Here is a 25,724-nt window from a genome sequence, read left to right as displayed (position 1 = left end):
CTAAAATTTTTATTTTTTGAATCTCGCAAAGGCGCAAAGTTTTTTATTTTTTAGCCACAGATTAGGAAGATTTAAATGATTTTTACTTAAAATCTGCTCAATCTGCGTGAAACATAACTTTGCGTCTCTGCGACTTTGCGAGATTATTTCATTACAATAAATAAGATTTTTTGTGAGGATTTTGATTTAGCTCGGTCATACATAATGCTGCAAAAATCTTTCTAATCCTTTTAATCTGTGGCTAAACTTATCTTATAGTCTTTTTGACTATATTTGGAAAAAATATCATAACATGAATAAAATATATCTAATCATTTCAATATTGTTTGTGTATTGTAGTTACTCTCAATCACAATCAGAAAAGAGTTTAAAACAAGGACAATATACCAACCCGATTTTTGCAGGCGATTATCCCGATCCGAGTTTATTGAGAGACGGAAAAGATTATTATGTCGTACATTCTTCTTTTGATTATTATCCTGGACTTTTAATTTGGCATTCTACCGATTTAATGAATTGGGAGCCGGTTACGAATGCGCTTCACAAATACGTTGGAGCCGTTTGGGCACCCGATTTAATTAAGTACAACAACAAATACTATATTTATTTTCCTGCAAATAACACCAATTTTGTCGTGACAGCCGATTCTATCAACGGACCTTGGAGCGAGCCAATTGATTTGAAAATCGGCAACATCGATCCTGGACATATTACAGATGATAATGGAAATCGATTCTTATATTTCAGTAATGGAGGCTATGTTGAACTTTCAAAAGACGGACTTTCAGTAAAAAGCGAACTGAAGCATGTTTATGATGGCTGGCAAATTCCGCGCGAATGGAGCATTGAATGTTTTTGTATGGAAGGACCAAAATTGTTCAAACGTGGTGAATATTATTATTTAACGGTTGCGGAAGGCGGAACGGCAGGTCCAGCGACAAGTCATATGGTGATTTCGGCACGATCTAAATCGCCTTTGGGACCTTGGGAAAATTCGCCGTTTAATCCAATCGTTCGTACCAAAAGCACTTCTGAAACTTGGTGGTCAAAAGGACACAGCACTATTTTTGAAGATACTAACGGAAAATGGTGGATGATTTTTCATGGTTACGAAAAAGATTATTACAATTTAGGCCGTCAGACTTTGTTGCAACCTGTGGAATGGACAAAAGAGGGTTGGTATAAAATTTCTGACAACACTAAAACGGATAAACCGATTACAAAACCTCAAGGAAAGACACTTCCTGAATTTTCTTTAAGCGATAATTTTGAAGGTTCGGCTTTAAAACCACAATGGAAATTTTATAGTGGAGTCGAAAATTCGAGATTCAAAGTTGCTAATAATACTTTGACTATTGAAGGAAAAGGAGATGGTGTAGGCAATAGTTCTCCGTTAGTAATTGTTCCAGGCGGACATTCTTATACTGCAGAAGTTGAAATGGAAATTGAAGGCGATGCTATAGGCGGATTAACGCTTTTTTACGATAATAGATATTACTCAGGAATATTAGCCGATCAAAATACTATTTTGGCCAATTTGAGAGGATGGCAGTTTCCGACAGAAAAAAATACACATAACCGAAAAGTTTTTCTTCGTTTAAAGAACATCAAAAACACAGTAGATATGTTTTACAGCCTTGATGGAAAAGACTGGAAAAAAATCGAAAACTCTGTAGAAGTCTCAGGTTACCATCATAATGTTTTAAGCGGTTTTCTCGGACTCAGAATTGGTCTTTGTTCTATTGGAAAGGGAAGTGTGAAATTTAAGAATTTCGTTTACAAGACGCTTTAGGTTTTTTTGTCTGCCGTAAAGGCGCTAAGACGCAAAGTTTTTTTATTGCCACTCCCGATAGCTATCGGGATAAAGGATTAAAAAGATTTTTAAATATGAATTGCCTCCAGCTTTAGCTGGAGGTTTTGTAATGTAATGTTGCAGGGCTTTAGCCAAACAGGCTCATTTTTGGCTAAAGCCATTTTGTAGAATCATTATAATGACATTCAGCTAAATCTGGACGCAATTCAAAAATTATTTGCGTCTCGATTCGTGATAACTATCGGGTTTTTGAGATTATTTCAACTTAATAAATAAACTTTGGACCTTAGTGTCTTCGTGGCAAATCCAACACAAAATAGAACCAGTTTAAACTACGTTTCCCGCTTATAAATGAGAATATATTTCGCAATCTTTGCATTCGAAAAAAACAAAATTTATGAGCAAGACTAAATTAATCATCAATAAAAACGGTTCAATCAAAATTGAAGGTGATTTTGAAATCATGGATCCAGAAGGAGCGCTTTACGGTTTACAAGGAAGATCTGCACTTGGACTTTGCCGTTGCGGATTATCTGCAAACAAACCATTCTGCGATGGAGGACACAGAAATAACTTTGAACATGATTCTGTTGCGTTTGATCTTCCGCCAATGAAAACAAACTAAAGATCTGAATTAATGGAATTTAAAATAAACTGCATCCGATAAAGATGCAGTTTTTTTGTGACAATTTTTATTAAAAAGTAGGGTATTACTTAGGAAACAATAATTACATTTACACAACTTTAATTTTCCAAAAATGAAAAAACTAATAATGCCACTGTTGTTTTTGTTTTTTAGTATAAGTTATGCTCAGACACAAAAAGTAATTTCCAGCGATTGGACTTCTTTCAATCAAACCATTGACATTCAAACCAAAGTCAAAAAAAAGTTTAAAGTAATCGCTTCGGTTAAAGCCGAAACTACAGAACCAATATCTTGGGCTGGAGTATGGGCTAGAGTCGACACAAAAAATGATGAAGAAGGTTTTTTTGACAATATGCAAGACAGACCAGTAAAATCTAAAGAATGGAACTCTTACACAATTGAAGGAACTATTGATGCAAACACGAAATCATTAAGTTTTGGCGGTTTGTGTGTTAATAACGGAAAATTCTATTTTGATAAATTTGAAGTATTAATAGAAAATGATAAAGGTGTTTTTGAGCCTTTTACTGTTTTAAATGCAAGTTTTGAAACTCCTGTAAAAAATGGAGACATTCCAAAATGGAATTTTGGAACCTCTAAAGATGTTATAGTAAAAGTACAAGAATATAAAATTTCTTCAGATAAATCGGCTGTTGACGGTAAAAGCAGTCTTTTGCTAGAAGGAAACGGAATTAAACCCCGTCCAGAAGCAAAAATAGGAGGTGTCGAAGGCGCTTCTCCAAAAATTGGTGATATGATTTCGATGCTTGAAGACCTTAAAGCCCGAGTTGAAAGAACAGTCAAAAACATGAGCCAATATGAAATCGATTATCTTCATGATGAAGAAGCCAATCGAATTGGAGCTTTGGTCATGCATTTGGCTGCAGCCGAAAAATACTATCAGGTTTTTACTTTTGAAAACAGGGATTTCAATGAAGAAGAAAAAAAGAAATGGAACACAGCCCTAAATCTGGATCAAGGCGGACGAGACGAATTTAAAGGACACAGTATTCAATATTATTTGGACATTTATAATGAAGTGCGAGCTAAAACAATCGAAGAATTAAAGAAAAGAGACGATGCGTGGTTTGCCGAAGTCCAATTAAAATATGACATGACAAATCAGTACTGCTGGTTTCATGTTATGGAACATCAATCAAGCCATCTCGGACAGATTTTGTTTTTAAAGAAACGTATTCCGCCACAGCAAAAACAGATATTAGAAAAAGAACTTAAGAAATAAAAAAAACCGCATTTAGCGGCTTTTTTTTATAAGTTTCCGAGAAGTGCAATATTCATAACAAACAAATAAAGCTCCACCGCAGCTTTTTTATTGCTGAAAAACAACTGTTTTGGCCGATCGGGATACTTTTATAATCTGAAAAGGCTGTGTAATTATAGAACTCAATCCTCCAGGATTAAAATTTTCAATTTGTACAAATCGGTTGTGTTCGTTTTCAGCTACTTTTGTAACTTCTATAGAATAACCGCTGCTCATTCTGATTTCGTCAAAAACAGCTATAATCTGGTATTTGGTAAAATCAATTTCTGTTTCTTTTAAGGTTGAAACGCTGTAAGAGCTCATTTTTTCTTTTAATGTATTCCATTCAGCCTCATTATTGATTACCAGATTTATTTTAGGATTGTTGTAATCGCCGTTAAATTGGTCATCCTGCGCAATAACAGAAAATGTTACCGCAGTCTCTTCTTGTTCGTCATTGCTGCAGCTTGTCAGCAATAACAATATACTTAAAATAGTAATAATCTGTTTCATGTTTGGCGGTTTTGGTTTTTCAGAAACTTAAAAGTTCTTTTATTAAACAGATATGGTTTTTATAAAATGGTTGCGCCACTATTAATGACTAAAACTTTTTTAGTTGGTTTCTTAATCAACTATAAACGCAGATTTTAAGAAAATATTTTAGACGATTGTAAAAAAAAATAATGCCTTGAAACGTTTAGAATTTATGAACTCTAATCTTCAAGGATTTTTTTCTTATCCAATTTTGAAACCGCTAAAATATCTTCAGATAATGTAACGAAATCTTCCAAGCCTCTTTTTTTTGTTTCCGAATTTGGAGACCAGAAATGGTAGCTTTTGTTTTTACCTTTTGCGCCGTATTCGATTTTCCAGGTGCTACCGTCTATGCCTGAGAGGTCGGCTTTTTCAATATTTATTTTGTCGAATGATTCTGTTGTTGTGGCAAATTTTTCAAATGTTGCAACATCGATTTTAAGCATTGTATCAATTTTAGTATCGCGCCATTCTGGGGTTTCAAACAAAGGCCTACTTTGAACAATAACTCTTGCACTGTCTGTATATTCCTTTCTAATGTATACAGTAACGGTATTGTAGGGAATCCTGAGTCCGCCGAGGTATGAAAAAGTTATTTCATCAATTTGAAATTTTTCTGGTGCTTTATTTTGACAGCTTAAAAACAATGAAGTCACAAAAACAATTGAAAGAAGTCTTTTCATCATAACAAAAATTAAGAGTTATTATAAACCTATTTTGGAAAACAGTTTCATACAACAAATAAAATCTAATTTAATCTGCCGAAATCTCTTAAAATCTGCGTGAAATACCTTTGGGCATCGATTTTTTGATTCAGATTTATACGGATTAAAGCAGATTTAAAAAAGATTTTGAATCTAAACTGTTAAGTAAAATTCAAAAACAATAATTTCACCAACGGATTTATTATAAAGTTAAAGATATCATTTAATACATCAACCTGATATAATACTCGATTATTTCTCCGAAATTTGCAATGTAAAATCCTTTAAAAAGAACTCAAATGGAATTTGGCAGAATCATTATTTCAGAAACGGCAGCAAAAAGTGAAAATCCACAGGATGTTGTAAATTCGAATATTTCGGTAATCAACCTGATGCGCGAAGAGAAAATCGATGACGACTTAATCCATGAAGATGCTTTGATGAGTTACTATTTAGATTATTATACATCTAAATATACTGAAGGTAATTTTGCTAGATTTGTTTACGATTCAGGATGGAATAAAGAACTCAATGAATTGATAGAAGAAGGACTGGCGTTGATTGGCGCCGAAAAACATTTGGATTTTTTTCAGGAGCAGAGCAAAAAGTTGCGTTTGCAGAGCAATATCAAATTGGGAAAATTTTTGAAAGCAAAATTCGATGGGCCGAATCCGTTTCGAGACAGTTTAAACAATAATGCATTTTTTGATTTAGATGAAAATCTAGTAGCTCTAAATGCCAGTTTTCTAAAATCGCATCCCGATACAGAAGTACTTTCGGTTGAGGAAATGTTTGCTGCTTTGGAAGAATTTACTGGACAAGAGATAAAAAGAGAATAGCGTAATAAAAACCATTACGATTCTCATTACGCTATAAATTTATTCGTTTGTGTTTTGGATATTATCTCAATTCACCCTTGTTATCATATGCGTATTGTACCTGAAGTTCTTTAATGAGCGTATCAAGTTCAATAAGTCTGTCATATTCTCCTTTAAATAAAATCATTGCTTTTTCCAGATCAGAACCAGTAACCACATCTGCATTTGCAGCAAAACTATCCATTGATTGTTCGCTACTGGTGTACATTTCTAGCATTGTATCTCTTAATCCGTGGTCTTTAAAAGGAGTCAGAGCATCAACTGGCTTTCTTCCTTCAACTAATTTCGCTTTTGTTTCCTTGATAAGCTTTAACAAGTCTTTTTTAGATTCCGGTTTTCCTATATAATTTTCACATTTCTCATAGAAATTATTGGTCGCGTCAAACAAAGTACTGTGAGAAGCCACTATAGTATTATTGTAACTTTCTAGAGTCTGCTGGTTGCAGCTTGAAAAAATCACAGAAACGAATAATAAAATTAATAGAGTAGTTTTTTTCATAGGTATAAACTTTATAAAAAATGTTAAAGGGCAAATATATACAAACCAAATGAACATTTGTATTTACATCAGACTAAAAGCGAAAAAAACATTTTTTAGTGAAATTATTTATAAGATGTTGATTTTATATGTTTTACTTTTTTGATTAAAACCAATTTCAGAGTAAGTGCTGTATAGGATTTTATATTTGTTTTTGGATAGATTTAAAAACACAAAAGCGTATTTGTGATTATTGATGACAATTTGGTTGTTATTTTAAGAAAAACAATCTTAAAAAAATCAAATTTTTAGTATTTTTTTTGTAAGAAAATTATATATTTGAAAAACTTTCAGGATAAGGTAATTAGGATTTTGAAAGATTAAAATTCTAAAAACAAATTGGTGCTAATGAAAAAACAAATTCTTCTGGGCGGATTTTTTATGTTTTTAATTTCTTGCGGCAAAATCGAAAGTAATTTAAGCGAATCGCAAAATCGGAATCAGGAACTGCTGAGTCAAAACGAATTGGATACAGGTCATGATAAAAATGCCCAAAAACTGCTTTTTAAAAACACCGACGAAATTCAAAAATCTGAAGAATTGAATGTAAAGTTGCTGTCTAAAGTGGCAGACAATCTTAAAATCAAGTATTCTGACATCAAGATAAACGAATCGAGTTCTATTAATTACAATGAAAAAATTACCTTTTTTGTCGTAACTATTACAGAACACGGAAATGTTAAAAACGAAGAAGGTGCACTCGGAGATTACTTTCAGCGTAAATACTTATTTGTAGACAAAGAAGACGGAACCATAATTGCCGAAGAGTTTGATGATAATCTCGGATATTATGATAATGAAGGCATCCGGGTTTCTAAAACTAATATTCTAAAAAAACTGGTTTCGCTCAATGAAAATCTGAAAGGCATAGCTTTTTATACAGAGGTCAGTGCAAACAGCCGTATCGTTTTGTATGCTGAACAAAAATTTACCATTTTGACTTTGACCGATAACGAGATAAAGAAAATTTTATACGAATATCCGATACGTCTTACCAACGGCGATTCTAACGGAAGTGGTACTTACCAATTGGAAACCTTAGAAACAGGCATTAGCCTTTCTCAACAAAAAACAAACGGCTTTTTTGATTTGCTGGTAACCAAGCAGTTTTCATATGAAGAAGCTGTAGAAGCCGATTTAGAAAACGGAATAGAAGAAAAAAGCGATCTTAAAACCAAAAAAGAGTTCGAAAAACTGCGTTTCAATGGCAGAGAATATGTGTATGCCCGAGATGACAGGCATCGTTTTTTAGAATAAAAGATAAATTTGAAACAATAGTAAAAGGCACTTTTAGAGTGCTTTTGCTGTTTATAAGAGATTTCAGTTTTACTGCAAAACTTTGACCTATTGTTAACAAACATTTCCTTAAATTTGCTTCCGTTATAAAAAATACAATAGTTATAAAAATCAAGCTATGTTACAAATTGCATTTATTAGAGAAAATCAAGAGAAAGTAATCCAAGCTTTAGCAAAACGAAATATCGATGCTAAAAGCGTTGTGGAAGAAGTGGTTCAATTAGACGAAAATCGTCGTGCTGCACAAGTGGAATTAGACAATACTTTATCAGAATCTAATAAATTGTCCAAAGATATTGGTGAATTGATGAAAGCTGGTGAGAAAGCTAAAGCAGCAATCTTAAAAGAAAAAACAGTTTCACTAAAAGAAAAAAGTAAAGAACTGAGCGAAAAAGCAGAAGCTTTGGCTGTTGAGTTAACCAATAAATTATACACTTTGCCAAACCTTCCAGCAGATATTGTTCCTGAAGGAAAAACGCCGGACGATAATTTGAATGTTTTCCAAGAAGGAGATATTCCAGTTTTGCATGAAGGTGCACAACCACACTGGGAATTGGTGAAGAAATACGATATTATCGATTTTGAATTGGGTGTAAAAATTACTGGAGCAGGATTTCCGGTTTATAAAGGAAAAGGAGCTCGTTTACAACGTGCTTTAATCAACTACTTTTTAGACAAAAATACTGCTGCAGGATATAATGAAGTTCAAGTGCCGCATTTGGTAAACGAAGCTTCTGGTTTTGGAACTGGACAATTGCCGGATAAAGAAGGACAAATGTATCATTCTACAATTGATGATTTATATTTGATTCCAACGGCTGAGGTTCCAGTTACGAATTTGTTCCGCGATGTACTTTTAACTGAAACTGAATTACCGGTTTTGTATACGGCTTACACGCCATGTTTCCGTCGTGAAGCGGGTTCTTATGGAGCACACGTTCGCGGGTTAAACCGTTTGCACCAATTTGATAAAGTAGAAATCGTTCGTGTGGAGCATCCAGATAATTCTTACGCAGCATTAGACGGAATGGTAGAGCACGTAAAAGAGATTTTAAAAGAACTAAAATTACCATACAGAGTTTTACGTCTTTGCGGAGGCGATATGGGATTCACATCTGCTTTAACTTATGATTTTGAAGTGTTTTCTACAGCACAAGATCGTTGGTTAGAAATCAGTTCGGTTTCTAACTTTGAAACTTTCCAGGCTAACCGCTTGAAATTACGTTTCAAAGACAAAGACGGAAAAAATCAATTGGCACATACACTTAACGGAAGTTCATTGGCACTTCCAAGAGTTTTGGCCGGAATTATAGAAAATTACCAAACTCCGGAAGGAATCGTAATCCCTGAAGTTTTACGTCCTTACTGCGGATTTGATATTATAAACTAGTTTATTACTTCTAACCTCGATTTTAATCTAAATCGAGGTTACATTTTATTTCCAAATCGAAAGTTAAATATGAAAAGACTTTTACTCTGTGTTTTATCGTTGATTTATGGTTTTATGTCTGCTCAAAACGAGTCGCCTGCTATCTCTTCAAACGATAAATTGATTTACTTGGATTCGGTTTGTAATCCAGCATCCAAAGAAAATCATAAATATTACAGGATTGTAAAAGATTATTATCTCGATAAAGAAGAATATCGTTTTGAAGATTATTACAAATCGGGCAAAATGGTAATGGAAGGCAATTCGACTTTAAAAGATAATTTGTCTAAAAAAGGAGAGTTTATTTGTTATTACGAGAACGGAAATAAGGAGTCGGTTTGTTCTTATGAAAAAGGGCGTCCGAAAGGAAGTAAAACCGAATGGTACAAAGACGGTCGTAAAAAACTTGAAGGAGAATATGTCTTGGTAGACGGTGGCTATATTTCAGAATTTAGACCACTTCAATATTGGAATTCCGAAGGAGTCCAGACTGTTGTTGATGGTAATGGAGATTATGAAGAGATTGAAGACAATCATAAAGGTTCTGGAAAAGTAAAAAACGGCTTCAAAGACGGAGTGTGGACCGGATCAGATAAAAAACTGAAATACAGTTATACCGAAATTTATAAAAATGGAAAACTAGCAAAAGGCACAAGTATTGATTCTCTTTCAGTAGAGCATAAATACGATAAAGCTTTTTTAATGGCCAGACCCGCAAATGGACTGGAACATTTTTATAAATACATCGGAAAGAATTTCAGAATTCCCAAAAGCGCAGAAGGCATTAGCGGGAAAATTTATCTAGAATTTGTGGTGACAAGAACCGGAGGAGTAGAAAAAATCAGAGTCCTTAGAAGTGCAGGATATGGTTTAGATGAAGAAGCCATTCGACTGATTGAAGAATATCCAGAATGGAGTTCGGGTGAAATAAGGGGAATAAAAGTCAAAATATTGTATTCAATACCAATTACTATAAAGACATGATGCTTTATTAAGTTTGAAAAACCGATTTAAAATGAAAAACATCTTTATCTATATCGTTCTGTTGTGGTCAGGTTTTATGTGCGCCCAAAACGAGCAGTTAGCACAATATTATTATGATAAAGGTGATTTTGAGAAAGCGAAAATCAGTTACGAAGAACTTTTAAAAAGCGCTCCTTCCAATACACAGTATTTTTTAAGAACGGTTGATTGCTATCAGCAATTGCAGCAGTTTGCAAATGCCGAAAAAGCAATTCAAGACCGTTACAACAGATACAAACAAGGTGTCTTTTTGGTAGAATTAGGATATAATTTCCAGCTTCAGAAAGACGAATCAAAAGCGAAAAAATACTACGAAGAAGCAATTGCCAAAATAAAGGTAAATCCGAATGATGTTTATGGAATTGCGAGTTCTTTTGAGAAAAAAGTCTTGCTGGAATATGCTTTAAAAGCCTATCAAGCAGCAATGGAAATACAGCCAAACTACAATTTCAATTTCCAGATTGGAATGCTTTACGGTCAATTAGGTAAAACCGATTTGATGATTGATTTATTGCTGGCAGAATCGTTTAAAAATCCGCAGAACACCAATCTCATTCAGACGCAGTTGTCGCGTTTTATGAATGGTGAAACCGATAATACAGCTTTTAAAGATGCGATGCGAAAAGCATTGATTCTAAAAACTCAAAAAGATCAGGATGTATACTGGAATCACTATCTAAGCTGGTTTTATGTACAGCAGAAGGAATTCGGAAAAGCGTTTATACAAGAAAAAGCCATTTACAAACGTGAGCCGGAATCATTGATGAGCATCGTCAATTTGAGTCAATTTGCGATGAATGACGATGATGACGAAACGGCTGCCGAGATTCTGAATTTCATTCTTCAAAATACCAAAGATTTAGATTTGCTGATTCAATCGAATGCCTATTTGATGGAAATCAAAATCGATAACGCGGCAGAAAAAGACTATCCAGTAATCAGCCAAGAATTACAACAATTGCTTGTTACTTACGAAATTAGTCCTTTTACCTTATCTTTGCAGTTGATTCAGGCACATTTTCTGGCTTTTAATCTGAAAAAAACAGAAGAAGGAAAAGCAGTTGTCAAAAAAGCTTTAGAGTTAAATCTAAACGAATATCAAAAAGCAGATGCTAAAATGGAGTTGGCCGATATTTTGCTTTTAGAAGAAAAATTCAACCAAGCATTGATTTATTATTCGCAGATTCAACTCGATTTAAAGAATGATGTCATGTCGCATGAAGCGAGTCTTAAAGCGGCAAAGACAAGTTATTACAAAGGCGATTTTGAATGGGCGAATAAACAATTCAAAGAATTGAAAGCGGCAAACACGCAATTGATTGCTAACGATGCCTTAGAATATTTTCTTTTGATTAATGATAATACAGCAGCAGATTCAACCCAGACGGCTTTGAAACAGTTTGCAAAAGGAGATTTCCTGATTTATCAAAACAAAAAAGCCGAAGCGATTACACAGTTTCAAAATATTCTAAAAAGCTTTAAAGGGCAGGAAATAGAAGCAGTAACGTTATTGCGTTTAGGAAAAGTTTACGAAAGTCAGAAGGATTTTGCTTCGGCTTTAAGCCAATACCAGCAAATTATCGATAATCACAGTGACGGGATTTATGTTGATGAGGCATTGTTTTTCTCAGCAGAAATTTACAACGACGAATTAAAAGATACAGAAAAGGCAAAACCTTTATATGAAAAGGTAATTTTTAATCATCAGGACAGTATTTACTTTGTCGATGCCAGAAAAAAATACCGCGAGTTAAGAGGGGATAAGAATTTATAAAATTCCAATTTTTAAATTCCAAACTCATAAAAAGAATTAATAATATGATGATTTGTGGAGAAATTTAAGAGCAGTAGAAAAACTTAGCATCTTAGAATCTCACAATCTCAGAATCTTTAAGAAATGATTATTTACAACGTTACCACCAATATACACGAAAGCGTTCACGACCAATGGTTAAAATGGATGCAGGAAAAACACATACCTGAAATTCTGGCGACTCAGAAATTTTCTTCAGCACGAATAGTAAAAGTTTTGGTTGAAGAAGAAATGGGAGGCATTACTTATTCTACTCAGTATGTGACAGACAGTAAAGAAACTTTAGAGAAGTTCTACATCGAAGACGAACCAGAATTTCATAGAGAAGCATTAGGTTTGTTTGCTGATAAAATGCTTTCTTTTAGAACAGAATTGGAGGTTATTTCAGAGCATTAATCTTAATTATTGTTCAGTTTTCAGTAATTAGTATTCAGTCAAGAGAAATTAAATCTTTGTGTCTTTGAGCCTTTGTGGCAAAAAAAACAATACTTTTGCAGCCTCGTGGCAAACAAGAAATGAAATGGAAAAAGTAAAAGCCAAAAAACATTTAGGACAGCACTTCCTTAAAGACGAAAGCGTTGCAAAAGCTATTGCAGATACTTTAACTCTTAAAGGATACGATGAGGTTTTAGAAATAGGACCAGGGATGGGTGTGCTTACTAAATATTTACTTGAAAAGCCAATTAATACACACGTTATTGAAATCGATACAGAGTCTGTAGCGTATTTGGATGCACATTATCCAAAATTAAAAAATAAAATTATCTCTCAGGATTTCCTGAAGTATAATATAAATGAAGTTTACGAAAACAAACAGTTTGCCATAATTGGTAACTTTCCGTATAATATTTCTTCTCAGATTGTTTTTAGAACATTAGATCTGAAACATCAGATTCCTGAATTTTCGGGAATGTTCCAGAAAGAAGTTGCTGAACGCATCTGTGAGAAAAAAGGTTCAAAAACCTACGGAATTTTATCAGTTCTAGCACAAGCTTTCTATGATACTGAGTATCTGTTTACGGTAGATGAAAACGTTTTTATTCCTCCGCCCAAGGTCAAGTCGGGTGTGATGAGAATGACCCGAAAGGAAGACTACAGTCTTCCTTGCAAAGAAAAGTTGTTTTTTACAGTGGTAAAAACTGCTTTTCAGCAAAGACGAAAAACATTACGTAACAGTTTGAAAACATTAAATTTATCTGACAATCTGCGTGAAGACACTATCTTTGATAAACGTCCGGAACAGCTTAGCGTTGATGAATTTATTGAACTAACTCTAAAAATAGAAGCCGATGGAGTTCAAAGTTAGTAAAGAATTTATACACCAGTTAGAAGAATTAATCAATAAGAAAAACGACAACGAGCTTGAAGTTTTGCTTAATGATCTTCACCATGCTGATATCGCCGAAATCTTAGAAGAATTAGATTTTGACGAAGCAACTTACATTTTCAAGGTTTTAGATAGTGATAAAACCGCAGAAATTCTTTTGGAATTAGAAGAAGATTTGCGTGAGAATATCTTAAGCCGACTTTCACCTAAAGAAATCGCCGAAGAGCTTGATGAGCTAGAAACCAACGATGCTGCAGATATTATCGCAGAACTTTCGCAGGAAATAAAAGCCGAAGTAATCTCCGAATTAGTAGACGTTGAGCACGCCAAAGACATTGTTGATCTTTTGCGTTACGACGAAAACACTGCAGGTGGTTTGATGGGTAAAGAGCTTGTAAAAGTGAATGAAAACTGGAATGTATTGACTTGTGTAAAAGAAATGCGTATTCAAGCAGAAAACGTGTCTCGAGTGCATTCTATTTATGTTGTTGATGATGAAAATCGTTTAAAAGGGAGACTTTCGCTTAAAGACCTACTCACTTCTTCTACCAAAACACAGATTGGTGAAGTTTACATCAGAAAATTAAATTTTGTTAACGTTGACACCGAAGATGTTGAGGTAGCCCGTATCATGCAAAAGTACGATTTGGAGGCAATTCCGGTTGTTGATGAATTAGGAAGATTGGTTGGAAGAATTACAATTGACGACATCGTTGACGTAATCAAGGAAGAAGCAGATAAGGATTACCAGTTGGCTGCGGGTATTACACAGGATGTTGAATCTAATGACAGTGTTTACGAATTGACTAAAGCACGTCTGCCATGGCTTTTGATTGGAATGGTAATCGAAATTGTAGCGTCTTTTGTGCTAAAAGGAAACGAAGGCACTTTTCAAAAATATTCAACTTTAATCATTTTTGTACCGTTGCTTTCTGCAACTGCAGGAAATATTGGCGTTCAAGCTTCGGCAATTGTAGTGCAAGGTTTGGCAAACGGAACATTGAAAGATTTCAGTCGTGCTTACTTTACTAAAGAAATTACCGTTTCTATGATTTCGGGAAGCATCATTTCATTGCTTTTATTGGGATATCATTCCATTATGTATCAACAATATTTGGTTGGATTTGCTATTTCAATTTCGATGATTGTAGTGATTTTGTTTGCTGCAACTTTAGGAACTTTAGTACCGCTTTTCTTAAACAAAAACAAAATTGATCCCGCAATAGCTACGGGGCCATTTATTACAACAACCAACGATGTATTTGGAATTATGCTCTACTTCGGAGTAGCAAACTTAATTCTCGGATTTTAGATTTTTGCCACAAATTGATGAATTACAGTGATTTTAAATCTGTAAAATCTACGTAATTTGTGAACGAAAAAAAACTATTGTCAGCTCGTAATCTGCATGCTGTAAAAACATATTTAAGAATAGAAATTTAGCGGAAACACTTTCTGCCATCTGCGGGTTACGATTAATCAGTTTAAACAATTAAAGCCAGCCAAAATGAAAGTACACATTATTGGAGGAGGAAACCTAGGGGTTTCTATTGCCTTGGGAATTGCGAAATTTTCTAAACAGAATCAGGTAACTGTCACAAGAAGAAATACAGCTGCTATTCAATATTTGACCGAATACGGAATTACGGTTTCTTCAGACAATAAACATAATATTCAGGAAGCCGATGTGGTGATTTTAACCATAAAACCGTATCAGGTAGATACGGTTCTAAACGAGATTTTACCAGTAATTTCAGGAAAAACGATTGCTTCTGCAGTCAGCGGATTATCTCTAGAAATGCTTCAGGCAAAAACAAGTGATGCGCATCCAGTTATTCGAATTATGCCCAATATAGCGGCACAGTTCGGAGAATCTGCCACTTGTATTTCTTTCCCAGAAAAACACAAAGAAAATGCATCGCCAATTGTCGACCTGTTTCAGGATTTAGGAACAGCTCCGGTTATAGACGAAAAATTGATGGATGCCGCGACTGTTCTCGGTGCGTGCGGTACAGCATACGCTTTGCGTTACGTAAGAGCTTCTATGCAAGCCGGAATCGAAATAGGTTTCGATTCTCAAACCGCTCTTGCTATCGCGGCCCAAACTGTAAAAGGTGCGGCTCAAATGTTGTTGGAAGAGAAAGTGCATCCCGAACAGCTAATCGATCGTGTAACTACGCCACAAGGCTGTACAATTGTTGGTCTAAATGAAATGGAGCACAATGGTTTCAGTTCGTCTCTAATAAAAGGAATCAAGACTTCTTTAAAGCAAATCAAAGGATAAATTACTTAAATCTCAATATTTAAATTCCAAATTCCAATTTTTAACTGGGGTTTGGAATTTTTTGTTTAATCACTAATGACGTTCAGAAGAGCAATAATCGATTATCAATTCTAAATCTGCTTCTTTTATGTATTCTGTAAACTTTGTTCTGTGATAATCTATTCCTAATTCTTTAATTTTTGTAGTATCAATTTTGTGATTTTTGGCGATAATCCATTTTGTGAAAATTAAGGAATCCACACCGCGAAGTGCCGGTCCTGTACTTTTGGCGTCTAATTTGTGGCAAGCAGCGCAGTTTGAATTGAATATTTGTTTTCCTTTTACTTGGTTTTCAGATAAAATTGGAGTTCCGCAAAAAGGCACGGGAATTTTACAATAAAAATCAGCAGCTGGAGTCTCATATGTTGCAATTTGATATATGATAATTCCAGCCAGAGCGGTTATAAGCACTATTGAGAAAGTTATTATTTTTCGAATTCTATTCATTATAGTAGACATCAATTATTGAGATTTGGAATTTGGAATTTGGAGTTTGGAATTTGGAGTTTGGAATTTGGAGTTTAAAATTTTCATATCAAGCCTTTTTTCTCCGATAGTGTAAACTTCAAATAAGAAAATCCGAGCATTCCTGAAAGTACAGAAGCGATAAGTATGGATATTTTTGAATAAAGAATCGCTTCAGGGTCTTTAAAAGCCAGAAGTGTTATAAAAATAGACATCGTAAAACCAATTCCGGCCAGCATTCCAGCGCCTAATATATGAGCCCATTTTAGGTTTTTGGGCAAAGCACACAATCCGGCACTTACTCCAATTGATGAGAACAATAAAATGCCAAGCGGTTTCCCGATAGTCAGTCCCAAAACAATTCCGAAAGCATTCGGATTATTTAGGCCTTCATGCCAATTTGGTGCAATCGCAATACAGGTATTTGCCATTGCAAACAAAGGAAGAATAATAAACGCAACAGGTGCATGCAAAAAATGCTGAAGTTTATACGAAGATGATTTTTCGCTTCCATCTCCAAACGGAATCACAAATGCCAATATAACGCCTGTTATGGTAGCGTGAATTCCAGAATTCAGCATAAGATACCACATCACGGCACCTCCAATCAAATACGGAATCAAATTGTAAATCTTCATTCGATTTAAAATAAATAAGAATCCCCAAATGGCTAGGACAATTCCGATATTCAAAAATGAAATGGAACTGGTGTAAAAAACAGCAATCACGATGATGGCGCCTAAATCGTCGATTACAGCGAGTGCAGTCAAAAAAACTTTGAGTGAGGCCGGCACTTTATTCCCTAATAGCGATAATATCCCTATTGCAAAAGCAATATCGGTAGCCATCGGAATTCCAGCGCCTTTTTGAGACGGAAGACCAAAATTAAAGGCTAGGTAAGTTGCGGCAGGAATCAGCATTCCTCCAAAAGCGGCCATTATTGGGAGCGATGCATTTTTGATATTCGATAATTCGCCATGATATATTTCACGTTCCAGTTCGAGACCAATCATTAAAAAGAAAATAGTCATCAAGCCATCGTTAATCCAATGTGTAATGGGGTGTCCGCCAAAATCTTTTTCCCAAAATGAAATGTATTGAGTTGCATGAGATGAATTCGCGACATACAAAGAAACGATTGTTACAAATAACAATAACAGTCCTCCGGATTTCTCGTTTTCAAAAAAAGCTTTAAAAGTCTTGGTTAATTTCATTCTGGAAGATTTACTGAAGATTTAGAATAGAATCTTGGAAGTCCTATCTTCAAAGTTAGAAAAAAATCCAATCAATAAAAAGTTTAGCACAAATACAAGAAGACACAAAGCCCCTTGATTAAGTGAAAGCTAAAAAGTCGGGTCATAATTAAGAAAATAACGAGAAGAATTAAATTTAAGAAAAAACTTAAAATTAAATGTATTTTTGCTTTGTAGCAATATCCAAAATTTCGCAATAAAATTAGCTTATCACCTAAATGAACAAAAAAAAATTACTTAGAACTTTACTTCTTTCTTTTATTGTAATCCAACTCTCTTGTAAAAAAGAAAACGATCAAAATCTGATACCATCTTCTAATGATAAACCTGACTTAGTTACCATCAATGAAGGTTATCAAAAAAATGAAAAACAAAATGGAAATGAAAATCTTGAAGTCAATTCAATTATTCATTTTTCAAAAAAATACAATTCACCGCAAACTTGGGATTATTCATTGAATTTGACTGAAGCTAGTCTTCGTGGTTTTCACAAGTTAAGTAATGGAAATACGATGTCCATAGTGGAGAATGATAACCGTAGCGATAACTCAACTGTCTTTGTTTTGATATTGGATAAAGAAGGAAAAGAAATTGCCAAAAAGAAACTGCCGACTAATTCAAAATCAAAGTTTAATTTATATAATATTTTAGTAAAGACTGATAATGCGGGGGGATTCACGATTTATATGAAAAAACAAATTAGATCTTTAAGCGAATCAAACGAAGATTCGGATGAGGCAAAATTAAAGAGAAAGCTTAGAGAGTATCAAATTGATAAAATCAAATTCAATAATACATACGCTGATCCTCAAATAGAAAGTAAATCTATGGAAACGGTATTTCTTAAATCGTTTCAGGATAAAGGTTTGTCAAAAATCGTATCCGCTGATTTTTCTATGAAATATCTAAAAGACAAAATAGTGGTATACGGAACAACTGGCGAACCTTCTCTTAGCGATACTCCTTTTGTTGCTGTTCTGGATCAGAATATGAAACTTTTAAGGATAAATTCTTTTAGTAATTATCTTGAAACTGCAATTGATAATATTACATTAAATAAAGAAAACAATTTATTTGTTGAAGGTCTTGAACATAGCGGAGCCGATGGAACGTGTTACAGAACCAAAAAAAGATTTGTGCTAGATGATAATTTAAAACTAATTGCCGACAAATCAGACAAAGAACCTTACGAGTCGTTTTATTGTGGGCCAGCTTTCCCTGAAAGTGATGAAGAAAGTAGTGAAGAGGCTGAATCTGAACCTCAAGAAGAAGAAACGACTGTAAAGCCTGAAAAAAAAGAAGTTTGGGATACTTATACTTTTCATAAAGACGAAAAAGAAGAAATGCTGTATAATTTCAAACAGAAAGGAATGTTTTCGAATAAAATCATACTTGAAAAAACAAAATTAGACAGTACAGCCCTATGGCAGATAAAGTTTATGTTCCCTGATAATTACGAAGTTTCTTATAGTAGTAGTTTGCGAGGATTTAAGCGCTCTAACGGAGATTTTGTGTTTTGTGTTTATCTAAGAGAAAAAGTAAATGAAAAAGAAAAATTAAGCATGGCAATTTTTGTGTTTAATAAAGAAGGCCATTTGATTCGTCAATTTGAAACTCCAAGTTATTACGGATTAACTAATTTTGAAATCGAAGAAATAGATGGAAACCTAATTGTAGCTTATATGTCTTATGATTCAAAGTATATAAATGGCGAATGGAAGTATGATTATGCTTTTCGCGCAAATTCGTATTCTTTAGAGTAAGTGACTAGGGAATTACTTGTATTTTTGTATGATATTAAATTCAATAAAAATGAGCATAAAAATTCTTCATATCGACAGCAATAATCCAATTCTTTGGAATCAATTAGAGGAAGCTGGTTTCGAAAATCACGCCGATTTCAAATCTTCTAAAGAAGAAATCGAATCAAAAATTCAGGACTATAACGGAATTGTAATCCGCAGTCGTTTCAAGATTGACAAGGGATTTTTAGATAAAGCAACAAAGTTGCAATTTGTTGCGAGAGTTGGCGCAGGTTTGGAAAGTATTGATTGTGAGTATGCAGAGTCTAAGGGAGTTCACCTAATTGCTGCTCCCGAAGGTAATCGCAACGCTGTTGCAGAACATTCGCTTGGCGTAATTTTGTCGCTTTTTAATAACCTTAATCAGGCCGATGCCGAAGTGAAAGCAGGTCAGTGGAATCGCGAGAGTAATCGCGGACACGAGCTCGATGGAAAGACAGTCGGAATCATCGGTTATGGAAATATGGGAAAAGCTTTTGCCAAAAAACTCCGCGGTTTTGAAACGGAGGTTTTGTGTTATGATATTTTGGAGAATGTTGGAGACCAAAATGCCAAACAAGTTTCTTTGGAAGAATTACGTGAAAAAATAGACGTTTTAAGCCTTCACCTTCCTTGGACACCAGAAACAGATAAAATGGTCAACAGTGAGTTTATAAATGCGTTTAAAAAGCCTTTTTGGATCATAAACACTTCTCGCGGTAAAAACATTGTTACAGCTGACTTGGTTGAAGCGATGAAACAGAAGAAAGTTTTAGGCGCAGGTTTGGATGTATTGGAGTACGAGAAACTTTCGTTTGAAACGCTTTTTCAAGATAAAAATACACCAGAAGCTTTTCAGTATCTTCTCGAAGCCAAAAATGTCTTGCTGACTCCTCATATTGCAGGCTGGACGTTTGAAAGCCATGAGCGTCTTGCTCAGGTTATAGTTGATAAAATCAAAAAGCTTTATTTAGATTGAATTGATGATTTTTGAATTAAGTTCTGTTTTTTTGGATGAAGTTTAATTTAGGTCGAAATAACAAGCATTTTCTTCAAAAATTAATTAGGCATCTAGCTTTTCATTTAATTTTTTTTTAATATTGTTCACGAATTTTAACAAAATTTTAAAAAAAGGAGAAGCCGAAAATCCCAAAAGAGTAGGCATAATTTAACTAATTTAATTATGATCGAATATTACAAAAAGGTTGTTTTTGAAAACTATGCAAATTTTAAAGGCCGTGCACGCAGAAGCGAATACTGGTATTATACACTTGCGCAGTTTGTGATAATGATTTCAATTTTTATTGTTGCTTCAATAATCGGAGCTGTTTTTGCCGATGCGTTCACTGGATTGTTTGTGGGATATTTTGTATTTGTACTTTATTCTCTGGCGACCATCCTGCCAACATTAGGTGTTGTTGTGCGAAGACTGCATGATGTAGGTAAAAGCGGCTGGTTTTATTTTGTTTCTCTAATTCCTCTTGTTGGCGGAATTTGGCTTTTAGTTCTCTTGGTTACAGACGGCGATTACGGATCAAATCAATACGGTCATGATCCCAAAAATATAGCTGATGAAATTAAGGAAATCGGAAACGTCGAACTGCATTAATTTTAACAAATAATCATCATGGAAAATACTAAAACAGAACACTGGAATACACCTCAGAACCATCGTGAGGAAAATAAAAAAGTTGTAGCTGGAATTTTAGCTATTCTTTTAGGATATCTTGGCATTCATAAATTTTATCTCGGTTACACCAAAGAAGGCGTGATTCAGATTCTTTTGAATGTGTTTTTTGGTATTGGAGGTGTTATTGGAATAATAGAAGGCATCATTTACCTGACCAAATCAGACGAAGATTTTTATAACACATATCAGAGAAATCAAAGAGGCTGGTTTTAATAACGTTTCTGATTTCAGAATTTAAGGAGAGACCGAAAATCCTGAAAAGAGTAGGTAAATAACATAATCATCGAAATAATAAAAATGGAATTAAAAGAAACATCTAATAATCCGATACCAGAATTTAAGGTTGATCCAGTTATGGTTTTGCTTTATAGTTTTTTAACTTGTGGATTGTATTTAATTTACTGGAACATTAAAGTTTCAGAAGTTTTTAATGCAGTAGCAGGAAGAGAAGTAATCTCACAGCCAATTGCAATTTTTGCAGGATGTTGTATGCCTGTAAATATTTACTTCTACTATTTGGCAGGAAAAGAAGCTTTGCCTGAAGTTTACAAAAGAACAGGAGAACTTCAAAAGGACCAGTCAGTTTTATTAATCGTTTTGGGTTTCTTTTTCCCAATGGCAGCCGCTATGATCGTTCAGGGTGATATCAACAGACTTTACAAATAATAAACGAACAATACGTAAAATTTACGGAATTATCGGTGCGTTAATCACACTGATAGTTCCGTTTTTTTTAATGCTCGATAATCATGACCATCATTTAGAAACCGATCAGTCTTTCTGTCCTTTCAAAATGGTGACAGGTTTTCCGTGTCCGGGTTGTGGTATTACCAAGTCGCTGGTTTATTTTTACGAAGGCGACATTTACAAATCTTTAAGCTATCATATTTTAGGCCCTTTCGTAATCCTATTTTGCGCAACAACAATTGTGGTGCTTGTCGCCGAATTAATCACCAAAAGAGAATATTTTACTAGGCTGATGTTTAACAAAAAACTGGCTTATAAACTAGCTTATTTTCTCGCTTTTTACCATATTATCCGACTGGTTCTTTTTGTAAAGAATAATTCGTTTGATGATGTACTGCATCAATCGATTTGGTTTTAGATAATAAAAAATCCTGTTCGTTTGAGCAGGTTTTTTTTTGACTGCTGTTTGATAATAAAACAACGATTATATTAAAATGTCTTTTTCTGTTATAAAAACGTCCTTAAGGGAGTTTTTTTAGTTTTTGAACTGCGTAATGTTGCCTTTTTAAGATAAATTTTAAAAAAGGAGTAACTGAAAATCCTTAAGAGTAGGAATCAAATTAAAAGACTAAATTATTATGATTGAAATGTACAAAAAAGTGGTTTTTGAAAACTATTTGAATTTTAAAGGTAGAGCAAGAAGAAAAGAGTTTTGGATGTTTTTCTTGGTGAACTTGATTCTTGCCGTGGGATTAGGTTTTATAGTAGCCCTGATTTCTCCAAAATTAGCCATAATAGGAAATATTTATTCTCTTGCGACGTTGCTTCCGGGACTTGGTGTTGCGGTTAGAAGAATGCACGATATCAATAAAGAATGGTGGTTTATCTTAATTCCGCTTTACAATATTTATTTGTTGACAATCGAAGGAGACAAAGGTCCTAATCAATATGGAGCAGACCCTAAAAAATAATCTAAGATAAAACTAAAACCAACCGACTAGTTTTAAATAAAAATTGTTAATTGAAAAAGTCTCATTCGCATTTGCAAATGAGACTTTTACTTTTTTGATAATGATTTTTGGGTTTAAAAACTTTATTTGTGTGAAAATAAATAGTGTTTTCTAAATAAAAGTCGTTATTTGAGTAAAGTTTAAATCTAAAAATAATAGCAATAAAGTATGGGATTGTTTAGCAGAAAGAATAAGATTGAAAAACCAAAGGTAGTTCTTGAATTAAGAAGTCCGAGTTGTCCAATAACTGCAATTGTAGAGCAAGATAATAGAACGGCTTATTTTTATTTGTTCGGAGACAATGAGGACTTTGGTGTAAAAAGCTGCTGGATCAGAAATTTAGTTAAAGCTCCAGAAAAAATAGAGATAGAATTGATGGAGAAAGGCGTTCCTCCAATGTTGACTAAAGAGTTTTGCAAATTTCCAGAAGGGCAGGATGCTCTTAAGGAAAAGGAGCTCGAAATTGTCTGGCTAGAAGAAGGCGATGGAGCGGCATTATTGGAGAATGGAGAAATTGTATGTGTGATTCCAAGTTGGGGAGGCGAAGAAGGATTCTTTGGATATGCTCGCGATTGTTCTGGAGAAGGCAATTTTGCTTGGGAACTTTCTCAAGATAACGTGATGAGAGAACGCGTAAAAAATGCAATGTCTTTTGTTAAGGAATGGGACGAAGAAGTGAATCCTTTTCAGTCGTTACAGCCGAAAATTTTAGATTATTATGAAAGCGTATTTGGAGAAAGCGAGAAGTATTATGCAATCGATAATTCTGAGTGGCCTCCAAAAGGTCTTTATGTACACGAAGGGCAAGAAAAGATTGTTTTTGCAACTGTAGCGGTATCATTGCGATCGCAACCAAAAATCGAAATGTATTATGAAAATCCGGAAAAAGTAAATAGAATAGAACTCGGAATCATTTTGAAATCAAGGTTAACAAATGATCAAATAAACAATGTGGCAAGCCTGATAAGCGGATTTACGGCAATACCTTGGGATTATGTCACTTTTTTGGCGGAAGGGCATACGGTAGAATTTCAGACTATTGTTAGTGAAAAATATAAGTATGCGGTTCTAACGAATAAATTAAAACTTCTGCCTCAAATGGATGTGCCAGCTTTTGGAAATTCGGAGACTAATTTTTTATGGATTGTTCCTATTTCAAGTGCGGAATGGGATGTGATGAAGGAATCCGGTTCACAAGTTGTATTGGATAAATTGGACAACATCGGCGAAGAAATATTCAATTTGGAACGAGAAGAAGTGGTTTAAAAATGCTATAAAAAAAGAAAACTCATAAAGTTAAATTTATGAGTTTTCTTTTTTTATAATTGATTCTCTAGTCTTCTTTCTCAGATAATTTCTTTTCCAGCTCAATCTGAAATTCTTCAATAACAGGTTTCATAGTGCTTTCTGGAATGTCGGCGATCCTGATATACATTAAGCCGTCTACAGCATTATTAAACAACGGGTCGACGTTAAATGCAACCACACGAGCATTTTGTTTGATGTATTTTTTGATAAGAACTGGTAAACGTAAATTTCCTGGTTCCAATTCGTCAATGATTTTGTCGAATTTATTCAAATCAGATTCGGCTTCATCGAAGATAAAATCTTTATCAGCGTCTTTCAGCTTAACTTTATATGCTTTTTTCGGATGAATGTATTGCGCAATATACGGATCGTAATAGTTAGATTTCATAAACTCAATCATCAATGATTTAGAGAAATCAGAAAACTGATTGCTGATACTTACGCCGCCAACCAAATATTTATGTTCAGGATGACGTAATGTTGTGTGAATGATCCCTTTCCACAATAAGAACAAAGGCATCGGTTTTTGCTGATATTCACGAGTTATAAAAGCACGTCCCATTTCGATAGACTTGTGCATCATGTCATGAAGTTCTGGTTCAAATCTAAAAAGATCCGTTAAATAAAAACCTTCGATTCCGTATTTAGGATAAATCTCAGAACCTAATCCCATACGGTAAGCACCTGCAATTTTTTTGGTATCATCATCCCATAAAAACATATGATGGTAATATTGGTCGTACTCGTCAAGGTCAATAGATTCGTTGGTTCCTTCGCCAACTTCACGAAAAGTGATTTCGCGCAGACGACCAATTTCATGTATAATGTTCGGGATTTCTTTTGCACTGGCAAAGAAAACCTCATAGTTTTTGCTTTGCAAGAAACGAGAATCATTATCTCTTAAGGCCTGAACTTCATCAATCATTTTGGATTCGTTGGCAGGCGTTACGATTTTTTTTGGCGCTTTTGGTATTTTAAGGCTGGCTGTGTCAATCAGTTTGGTGTCTTTCTCAAACGGATTTGCCAACATATAGGTTTTCTTTCTTAAGAATTCTGAATATTCTTCAAAAGATTCTATCTCATTTTGCTCGTTTACAGAAATTGGTTTTCCAATACGAACTTTAATCACGCGGTCTTTTTGTGTCAAAAGTTCAGAAGGAAGTTTGGCCGTACGCAGTGTATCGTCTATTTTAGAAAGCCAATAGAATAATTTGCTGTTTTTAGCATGAAAATAAATTGGAACAACTGGAACTTTTGCTTTTCGAATCAGCTTAATTGCGCCTTCTTCCCAAGGTCTGTCTACGACCAGTTTTCCGTCTTTATACGTTGAAACTTCTCCGGCAGGAAAAATACCAAGTGGTTTTCCGTCGCTTAAATGGCGTAAAGTTTCCTTAATGCCAATTACGCTAGATTTTGCATCCTTATGATTTTCAAAAGGATTTACCGGCATGATGTATTTTTTCATTGGTACAATTCTATGCAATAAGAAGTTGGCAATGATTTTGAAATTAGGCTCTCTTTCAAGCATCAATTTCAATAATAAAATTCCATCAATTCCTCCAAGCGGATGATTGGAAATGGTAATATAGGCACCGTCTTTTGGCAAGCGTTTCAAATCTTCTTCCGGGATTTCAAACTTAATTTCCATTTCGTCCAAAATTCCGTTCAAAAATGCAAGATCTTCAAGGTGTTTATTACGGTCGTAAATTTTATTAAGGGTAGAGATCTTAAGAACCTTCATAAGAATCCAGCCAGAAAAGGTACCGAAAACTCCGTACTTTTCAACATTTATTGCCTTTGCAACTTCTTTCGCGGTAACTAAACCCATGTACTATTTTTATTTATTCGAACAGCGAACAAAGATAACAAAAAAGTCTACTTTTCATTGTTTCCAAGATAAACTTTGCACTTTTTTATTACATTTGGAATCCTAAAAAAAATCTCA

26 protein-coding genes are annotated in these 25,724 nt (G+C 34.3%); 20 read left to right on the top strand and 6 right to left on the bottom strand.

The genetic code is table 11. The features are described 5' to 3' along the window. Positions 1-292 precede the first annotated feature (292 nt). The 3 genes from ACFFLS_RS04430 to ACFFLS_RS04420 all read left to right on the top strand — a co-directional run bounded on the left by ACFFLS_RS04430 (position 293) and on the right by ACFFLS_RS04420 (position 3,702). Entirely contained in the window at positions 293-1,792 is a 1,500-nt protein-coding gene (locus ACFFLS_RS04430) for a family 43 glycosylhydrolase (protein ID WP_379683991.1), read from the top strand. A 418-nt stretch (positions 1,793-2,210) separates the two neighbouring features. Beyond that, the gene (locus ACFFLS_RS04425) at positions 2,211-2,438 is read left to right on the top strand and encodes a CDGSH iron-sulfur domain-containing protein (protein WP_012022943.1); all 228 of its coding nucleotides are present in this window, start codon (positions 2,211-2,213) and stop codon (positions 2,436-2,438) included. 133 nt (positions 2,439-2,571) lie between these two features. After that, the gene (locus ACFFLS_RS04420; protein WP_379683990.1) at positions 2,572-3,702 is read left to right on the top strand and encodes a DinB family protein; all 1,131 of its coding nucleotides are present in this window, start codon (positions 2,572-2,574) and stop codon (positions 3,700-3,702) included. 87 nt (positions 3,703-3,789) lie between these two features. On the opposite strand, the gene ACFFLS_RS04415 is transcribed toward ACFFLS_RS04420, so the two are convergent. Together ACFFLS_RS04415 and ACFFLS_RS04410 are read right to left on the bottom strand one after the other, a co-directional pair. Continuing rightward, complete coding sequence (locus ACFFLS_RS04415) at positions 3,790-4,233, bottom strand: protease complex subunit PrcB family protein (RefSeq protein ID WP_379683989.1); 444 nt, start codon at positions 4,231-4,233, stop codon at positions 3,790-3,792. Between the two features lie 200 nt (positions 4,234-4,433). Beyond that, positions 4,434-4,940, bottom strand: coding sequence for a hypothetical protein (locus ACFFLS_RS04410; RefSeq protein WP_379683988.1), 507 nt, complete (start codon positions 4,938-4,940; stop codon positions 4,434-4,436). 317 nt (positions 4,941-5,257) lie between these two features. Between ACFFLS_RS04410 and ACFFLS_RS04405 the strand changes: the two genes are divergently transcribed. Continuing rightward, positions 5,258-5,797, top strand: a complete 540-nt coding sequence (locus ACFFLS_RS04405; protein ID WP_379683987.1) for a DMP19 family protein — start codon at positions 5,258-5,260, stop codon at positions 5,795-5,797. A gap of 61 nt (positions 5,798-5,858) precedes the next feature. Here the strand turns inward: ACFFLS_RS04405 and ACFFLS_RS04400 are convergent, their stop codons facing one another. Further along, positions 5,859-6,335: a hypothetical protein gene (locus ACFFLS_RS04400; protein WP_379683986.1), complete on the bottom strand. Its 477-nt coding sequence runs from the start codon at positions 6,333-6,335 to the stop codon at positions 5,859-5,861. Between the two features lie 387 nt (positions 6,336-6,722). Here ACFFLS_RS04400 and ACFFLS_RS04395 point away from each other — a divergent pair, with 387 nt between their 5' ends. The 8 genes from ACFFLS_RS04395 to proC all read left to right on the top strand — a co-directional run bounded on the left by ACFFLS_RS04395 (position 6,723) and on the right by proC (position 15,546). Continuing rightward, the gene (locus tag ACFFLS_RS04395; RefSeq protein ID WP_379683985.1) at positions 6,723-7,631 is read left to right on the top strand and encodes a hypothetical protein; all 909 of its coding nucleotides are present in this window, start codon (positions 6,723-6,725) and stop codon (positions 7,629-7,631) included. 157 nt (positions 7,632-7,788) lie between these two features. Continuing rightward, positions 7,789-9,060 (top strand): serine--tRNA ligase, encoded by a 1,272-nt coding sequence (gene serS, locus ACFFLS_RS04390; protein WP_379683984.1) that lies wholly within the window; start codon positions 7,789-7,791, stop codon positions 9,058-9,060. Positions 9,061-9,129: 69 nt separating this feature from the next. Further along, complete coding sequence (locus tag ACFFLS_RS04385; protein WP_379683983.1) at positions 9,130-10,083, top strand: TonB family protein; 954 nt, start codon at positions 9,130-9,132, stop codon at positions 10,081-10,083. Between the two features lie 31 nt (positions 10,084-10,114). Beyond that, positions 10,115-11,896 carry a tetratricopeptide repeat protein gene (locus ACFFLS_RS04380; protein WP_379683982.1) on the top strand — a complete coding sequence of 594 codons (1,782 nt, stop codon included), beginning with the start codon at positions 10,115-10,117 and terminating at the stop codon, positions 11,894-11,896. A 123-nt stretch (positions 11,897-12,019) separates the two neighbouring features. Then, complete coding sequence (locus tag ACFFLS_RS04375) at positions 12,020-12,331, top strand: DUF4286 family protein (protein ID WP_194140638.1); 312 nt, start codon at positions 12,020-12,022, stop codon at positions 12,329-12,331. A 124-nt stretch (positions 12,332-12,455) separates the two neighbouring features. Beyond that, on the top strand, positions 12,456-13,241 hold the full coding sequence (gene rsmA / locus ACFFLS_RS04370; protein WP_379683981.1) for a 16S rRNA (adenine(1518)-N(6)/adenine(1519)-N(6))-dimethyltransferase RsmA: 786 nt from the start codon (positions 12,456-12,458) through the stop codon (positions 13,239-13,241). After that, positions 13,225-14,574, top strand: a complete 1,350-nt coding sequence (gene mgtE / locus ACFFLS_RS04365; RefSeq protein ID WP_379683980.1) for a magnesium transporter — start codon at positions 13,225-13,227, stop codon at positions 14,572-14,574. The genes rsmA and mgtE overlap by 17 nt, the downstream gene beginning before the upstream one ends. Positions 14,575-14,769: 195 nt before the next feature. After that, positions 14,770-15,546, top strand: a complete 777-nt coding sequence (gene proC, locus ACFFLS_RS04360; protein ID WP_379683979.1) for a pyrroline-5-carboxylate reductase — start codon at positions 14,770-14,772, stop codon at positions 15,544-15,546. Positions 15,547-15,618: 72 nt separating this feature from the next. Here proC and ACFFLS_RS04355 read toward each other — a convergent pair whose 3' ends face one another. Further along, positions 15,619-16,044, bottom strand: a complete 426-nt coding sequence (locus ACFFLS_RS04355; protein ID WP_379683978.1) for a c-type cytochrome — start codon at positions 16,042-16,044, stop codon at positions 15,619-15,621. A gap of 71 nt (positions 16,045-16,115) precedes the next feature. Next, a complete protein-coding gene (gene nhaA / locus ACFFLS_RS04350; protein WP_379683977.1) occupies positions 16,116-17,264 on the bottom strand; it encodes a Na+/H+ antiporter NhaA in 1,149 nt (382 codons plus the stop codon). 257 nt (positions 17,265-17,521) lie between these two features. Here nhaA and ACFFLS_RS04345 point away from each other — a divergent pair, with 257 nt between their 5' ends. The 8 genes from ACFFLS_RS04345 (at position 17,522) to ACFFLS_RS04310 (ending at position 23,737) form a co-directional block, all read left to right on the top strand. Beyond that, complete coding sequence (locus ACFFLS_RS04345; RefSeq protein WP_379683976.1) at positions 17,522-19,066, top strand: hypothetical protein; 1,545 nt, start codon at positions 17,522-17,524, stop codon at positions 19,064-19,066. 49 nt (positions 19,067-19,115) lie between these two features. Further along, complete coding sequence (locus ACFFLS_RS04340; RefSeq protein WP_379683975.1) at positions 19,116-20,063, top strand: 2-hydroxyacid dehydrogenase; 948 nt, start codon at positions 19,116-19,118, stop codon at positions 20,061-20,063. A 204-nt stretch (positions 20,064-20,267) separates the two neighbouring features. Continuing rightward, positions 20,268-20,693 carry a DUF805 domain-containing protein gene (locus ACFFLS_RS04335; protein WP_379683974.1) on the top strand — a complete coding sequence of 142 codons (426 nt, stop codon included), beginning with the start codon at positions 20,268-20,270 and terminating at the stop codon, positions 20,691-20,693. Positions 20,694-20,711: 18 nt separating this feature from the next. Next, entirely contained in the window at positions 20,712-20,987 is a 276-nt protein-coding gene (locus ACFFLS_RS04330) for a TM2 domain-containing protein (RefSeq protein WP_379683973.1), read from the top strand. Positions 20,988-21,071: 84 nt separating this feature from the next. Next, entirely contained in the window at positions 21,072-21,440 is a 369-nt protein-coding gene (locus ACFFLS_RS04325; RefSeq protein WP_379683972.1) for a DUF4234 domain-containing protein, read from the top strand. Then, the gene (locus ACFFLS_RS04320; RefSeq protein ID WP_379683971.1) at positions 21,415-21,879 is read left to right on the top strand and encodes a DUF2752 domain-containing protein; all 465 of its coding nucleotides are present in this window, start codon (positions 21,415-21,417) and stop codon (positions 21,877-21,879) included. The genes ACFFLS_RS04325 and ACFFLS_RS04320 overlap by 26 nt, the downstream gene beginning before the upstream one ends. A 220-nt stretch (positions 21,880-22,099) precedes the next feature. After that, positions 22,100-22,432, top strand: a complete 333-nt coding sequence (locus ACFFLS_RS04315; RefSeq protein WP_379683970.1) for a DUF805 domain-containing protein — start codon at positions 22,100-22,102, stop codon at positions 22,430-22,432. Between the two features lie 207 nt (positions 22,433-22,639). Then, positions 22,640-23,737, top strand: coding sequence for a suppressor of fused domain protein (locus ACFFLS_RS04310; RefSeq protein WP_379683969.1), 1,098 nt, complete (start codon positions 22,640-22,642; stop codon positions 23,735-23,737). A 67-nt stretch (positions 23,738-23,804) separates the two neighbouring features. Here the strand turns inward: ACFFLS_RS04310 and ACFFLS_RS04305 are convergent, their stop codons facing one another. After that, positions 23,805-25,607 carry a lysophospholipid acyltransferase family protein gene (locus ACFFLS_RS04305; protein WP_379683968.1) on the bottom strand — a complete coding sequence of 601 codons (1,803 nt, stop codon included), beginning with the start codon at positions 25,605-25,607 and terminating at the stop codon, positions 23,805-23,807. Between the last annotated feature and the right edge of the window lie 117 nt (positions 25,608-25,724).

The organism is Flavobacterium procerum (assembly GCF_042431625.1).
GTDB classification, from domain to species: domain Bacteria; phylum Bacteroidota; class Bacteroidia; order Flavobacteriales; family Flavobacteriaceae; genus Flavobacterium; species Flavobacterium procerum.
The sequence above is the reverse complement of the archived record's forward strand: the minus strand, read 5'-3'. Positions and strand labels throughout refer to the sequence as shown.

Coding starts and splice junctions, on each gene's coding strand:
- ACFFLS_RS04340 (WP_379683975.1), top strand. CDS start 19,116: ATGAGCATAAAAATTCTTCATATCGACAGCAATAATCCAATTCTTTGG.
- ACFFLS_RS04405 (WP_379683987.1), top strand. CDS start 5,258: ATGGAATTTGGCAGAATCATTATTTCAGAAACGGCAGCAAAAAGTGAA.
- mgtE (WP_379683980.1), top strand. CDS start 13,225: ATGGAGTTCAAAGTTAGTAAAGAATTTATACACCAGTTAGAAGAATTA.
- rsmA (WP_379683981.1), top strand. CDS start 12,456: ATGGAAAAAGTAAAAGCCAAAAAACATTTAGGACAGCACTTCCTTAAA.
- ACFFLS_RS04430 (WP_379683991.1), top strand. CDS start 293: ATGAATAAAATATATCTAATCATTTCAATATTGTTTGTGTATTGTAGT.
- ACFFLS_RS04355 (WP_379683978.1), bottom strand. CDS start 16,044: ATGTCTACTATAATGAATAGAATTCGAAAAATAATAACTTTCTCAATA.
- ACFFLS_RS04425 (WP_012022943.1), top strand. CDS start 2,211: ATGAGCAAGACTAAATTAATCATCAATAAAAACGGTTCAATCAAAATT.
- ACFFLS_RS04400 (WP_379683986.1), bottom strand. CDS start 6,335: ATGAAAAAAACTACTCTATTAATTTTATTATTCGTTTCTGTGATTTTT.
- ACFFLS_RS04395 (WP_379683985.1), top strand. CDS start 6,723: ATGAAAAAACAAATTCTTCTGGGCGGATTTTTTATGTTTTTAATTTCT.
- ACFFLS_RS04335 (WP_379683974.1), top strand. CDS start 20,268: ATGATCGAATATTACAAAAAGGTTGTTTTTGAAAACTATGCAAATTTT.
- ACFFLS_RS04375 (WP_194140638.1), top strand. CDS start 12,020: ATGATTATTTACAACGTTACCACCAATATACACGAAAGCGTTCACGAC.
- serS (WP_379683984.1), top strand. CDS start 7,789: ATGTTACAAATTGCATTTATTAGAGAAAATCAAGAGAAAGTAATCCAA.
- ACFFLS_RS04410 (WP_379683988.1), bottom strand. CDS start 4,940: ATGATGAAAAGACTTCTTTCAATTGTTTTTGTGACTTCATTGTTTTTA.
- ACFFLS_RS04330 (WP_379683973.1), top strand. CDS start 20,712: ATGGAAAATACTAAAACAGAACACTGGAATACACCTCAGAACCATCGT.
- ACFFLS_RS04415 (WP_379683989.1), bottom strand. CDS start 4,233: ATGAAACAGATTATTACTATTTTAAGTATATTGTTATTGCTGACAAGC.
- ACFFLS_RS04325 (WP_379683972.1), top strand. CDS start 21,072: ATGGAATTAAAAGAAACATCTAATAATCCGATACCAGAATTTAAGGTT.
- ACFFLS_RS04310 (WP_379683969.1), top strand. CDS start 22,640: ATGGGATTGTTTAGCAGAAAGAATAAGATTGAAAAACCAAAGGTAGTT.
- nhaA (WP_379683977.1), bottom strand. CDS start 17,264: ATGAAATTAACCAAGACTTTTAAAGCTTTTTTTGAAAACGAGAAATCC.
- proC (WP_379683979.1), top strand. CDS start 14,770: ATGAAAGTACACATTATTGGAGGAGGAAACCTAGGGGTTTCTATTGCC.
- ACFFLS_RS04380 (WP_379683982.1), top strand. CDS start 10,115: ATGAAAAACATCTTTATCTATATCGTTCTGTTGTGGTCAGGTTTTATG.
- ACFFLS_RS04315 (WP_379683970.1), top strand. CDS start 22,100: ATGATTGAAATGTACAAAAAAGTGGTTTTTGAAAACTATTTGAATTTT.
- ACFFLS_RS04420 (WP_379683990.1), top strand. CDS start 2,572: ATGAAAAAACTAATAATGCCACTGTTGTTTTTGTTTTTTAGTATAAGT.
- ACFFLS_RS04305 (WP_379683968.1), bottom strand. CDS start 25,607: ATGGGTTTAGTTACCGCGAAAGAAGTTGCAAAGGCAATAAATGTTGAA.
- ACFFLS_RS04345 (WP_379683976.1), top strand. CDS start 17,522: ATGAACAAAAAAAAATTACTTAGAACTTTACTTCTTTCTTTTATTGTA.
- ACFFLS_RS04385 (WP_379683983.1), top strand. CDS start 9,130: ATGAAAAGACTTTTACTCTGTGTTTTATCGTTGATTTATGGTTTTATG.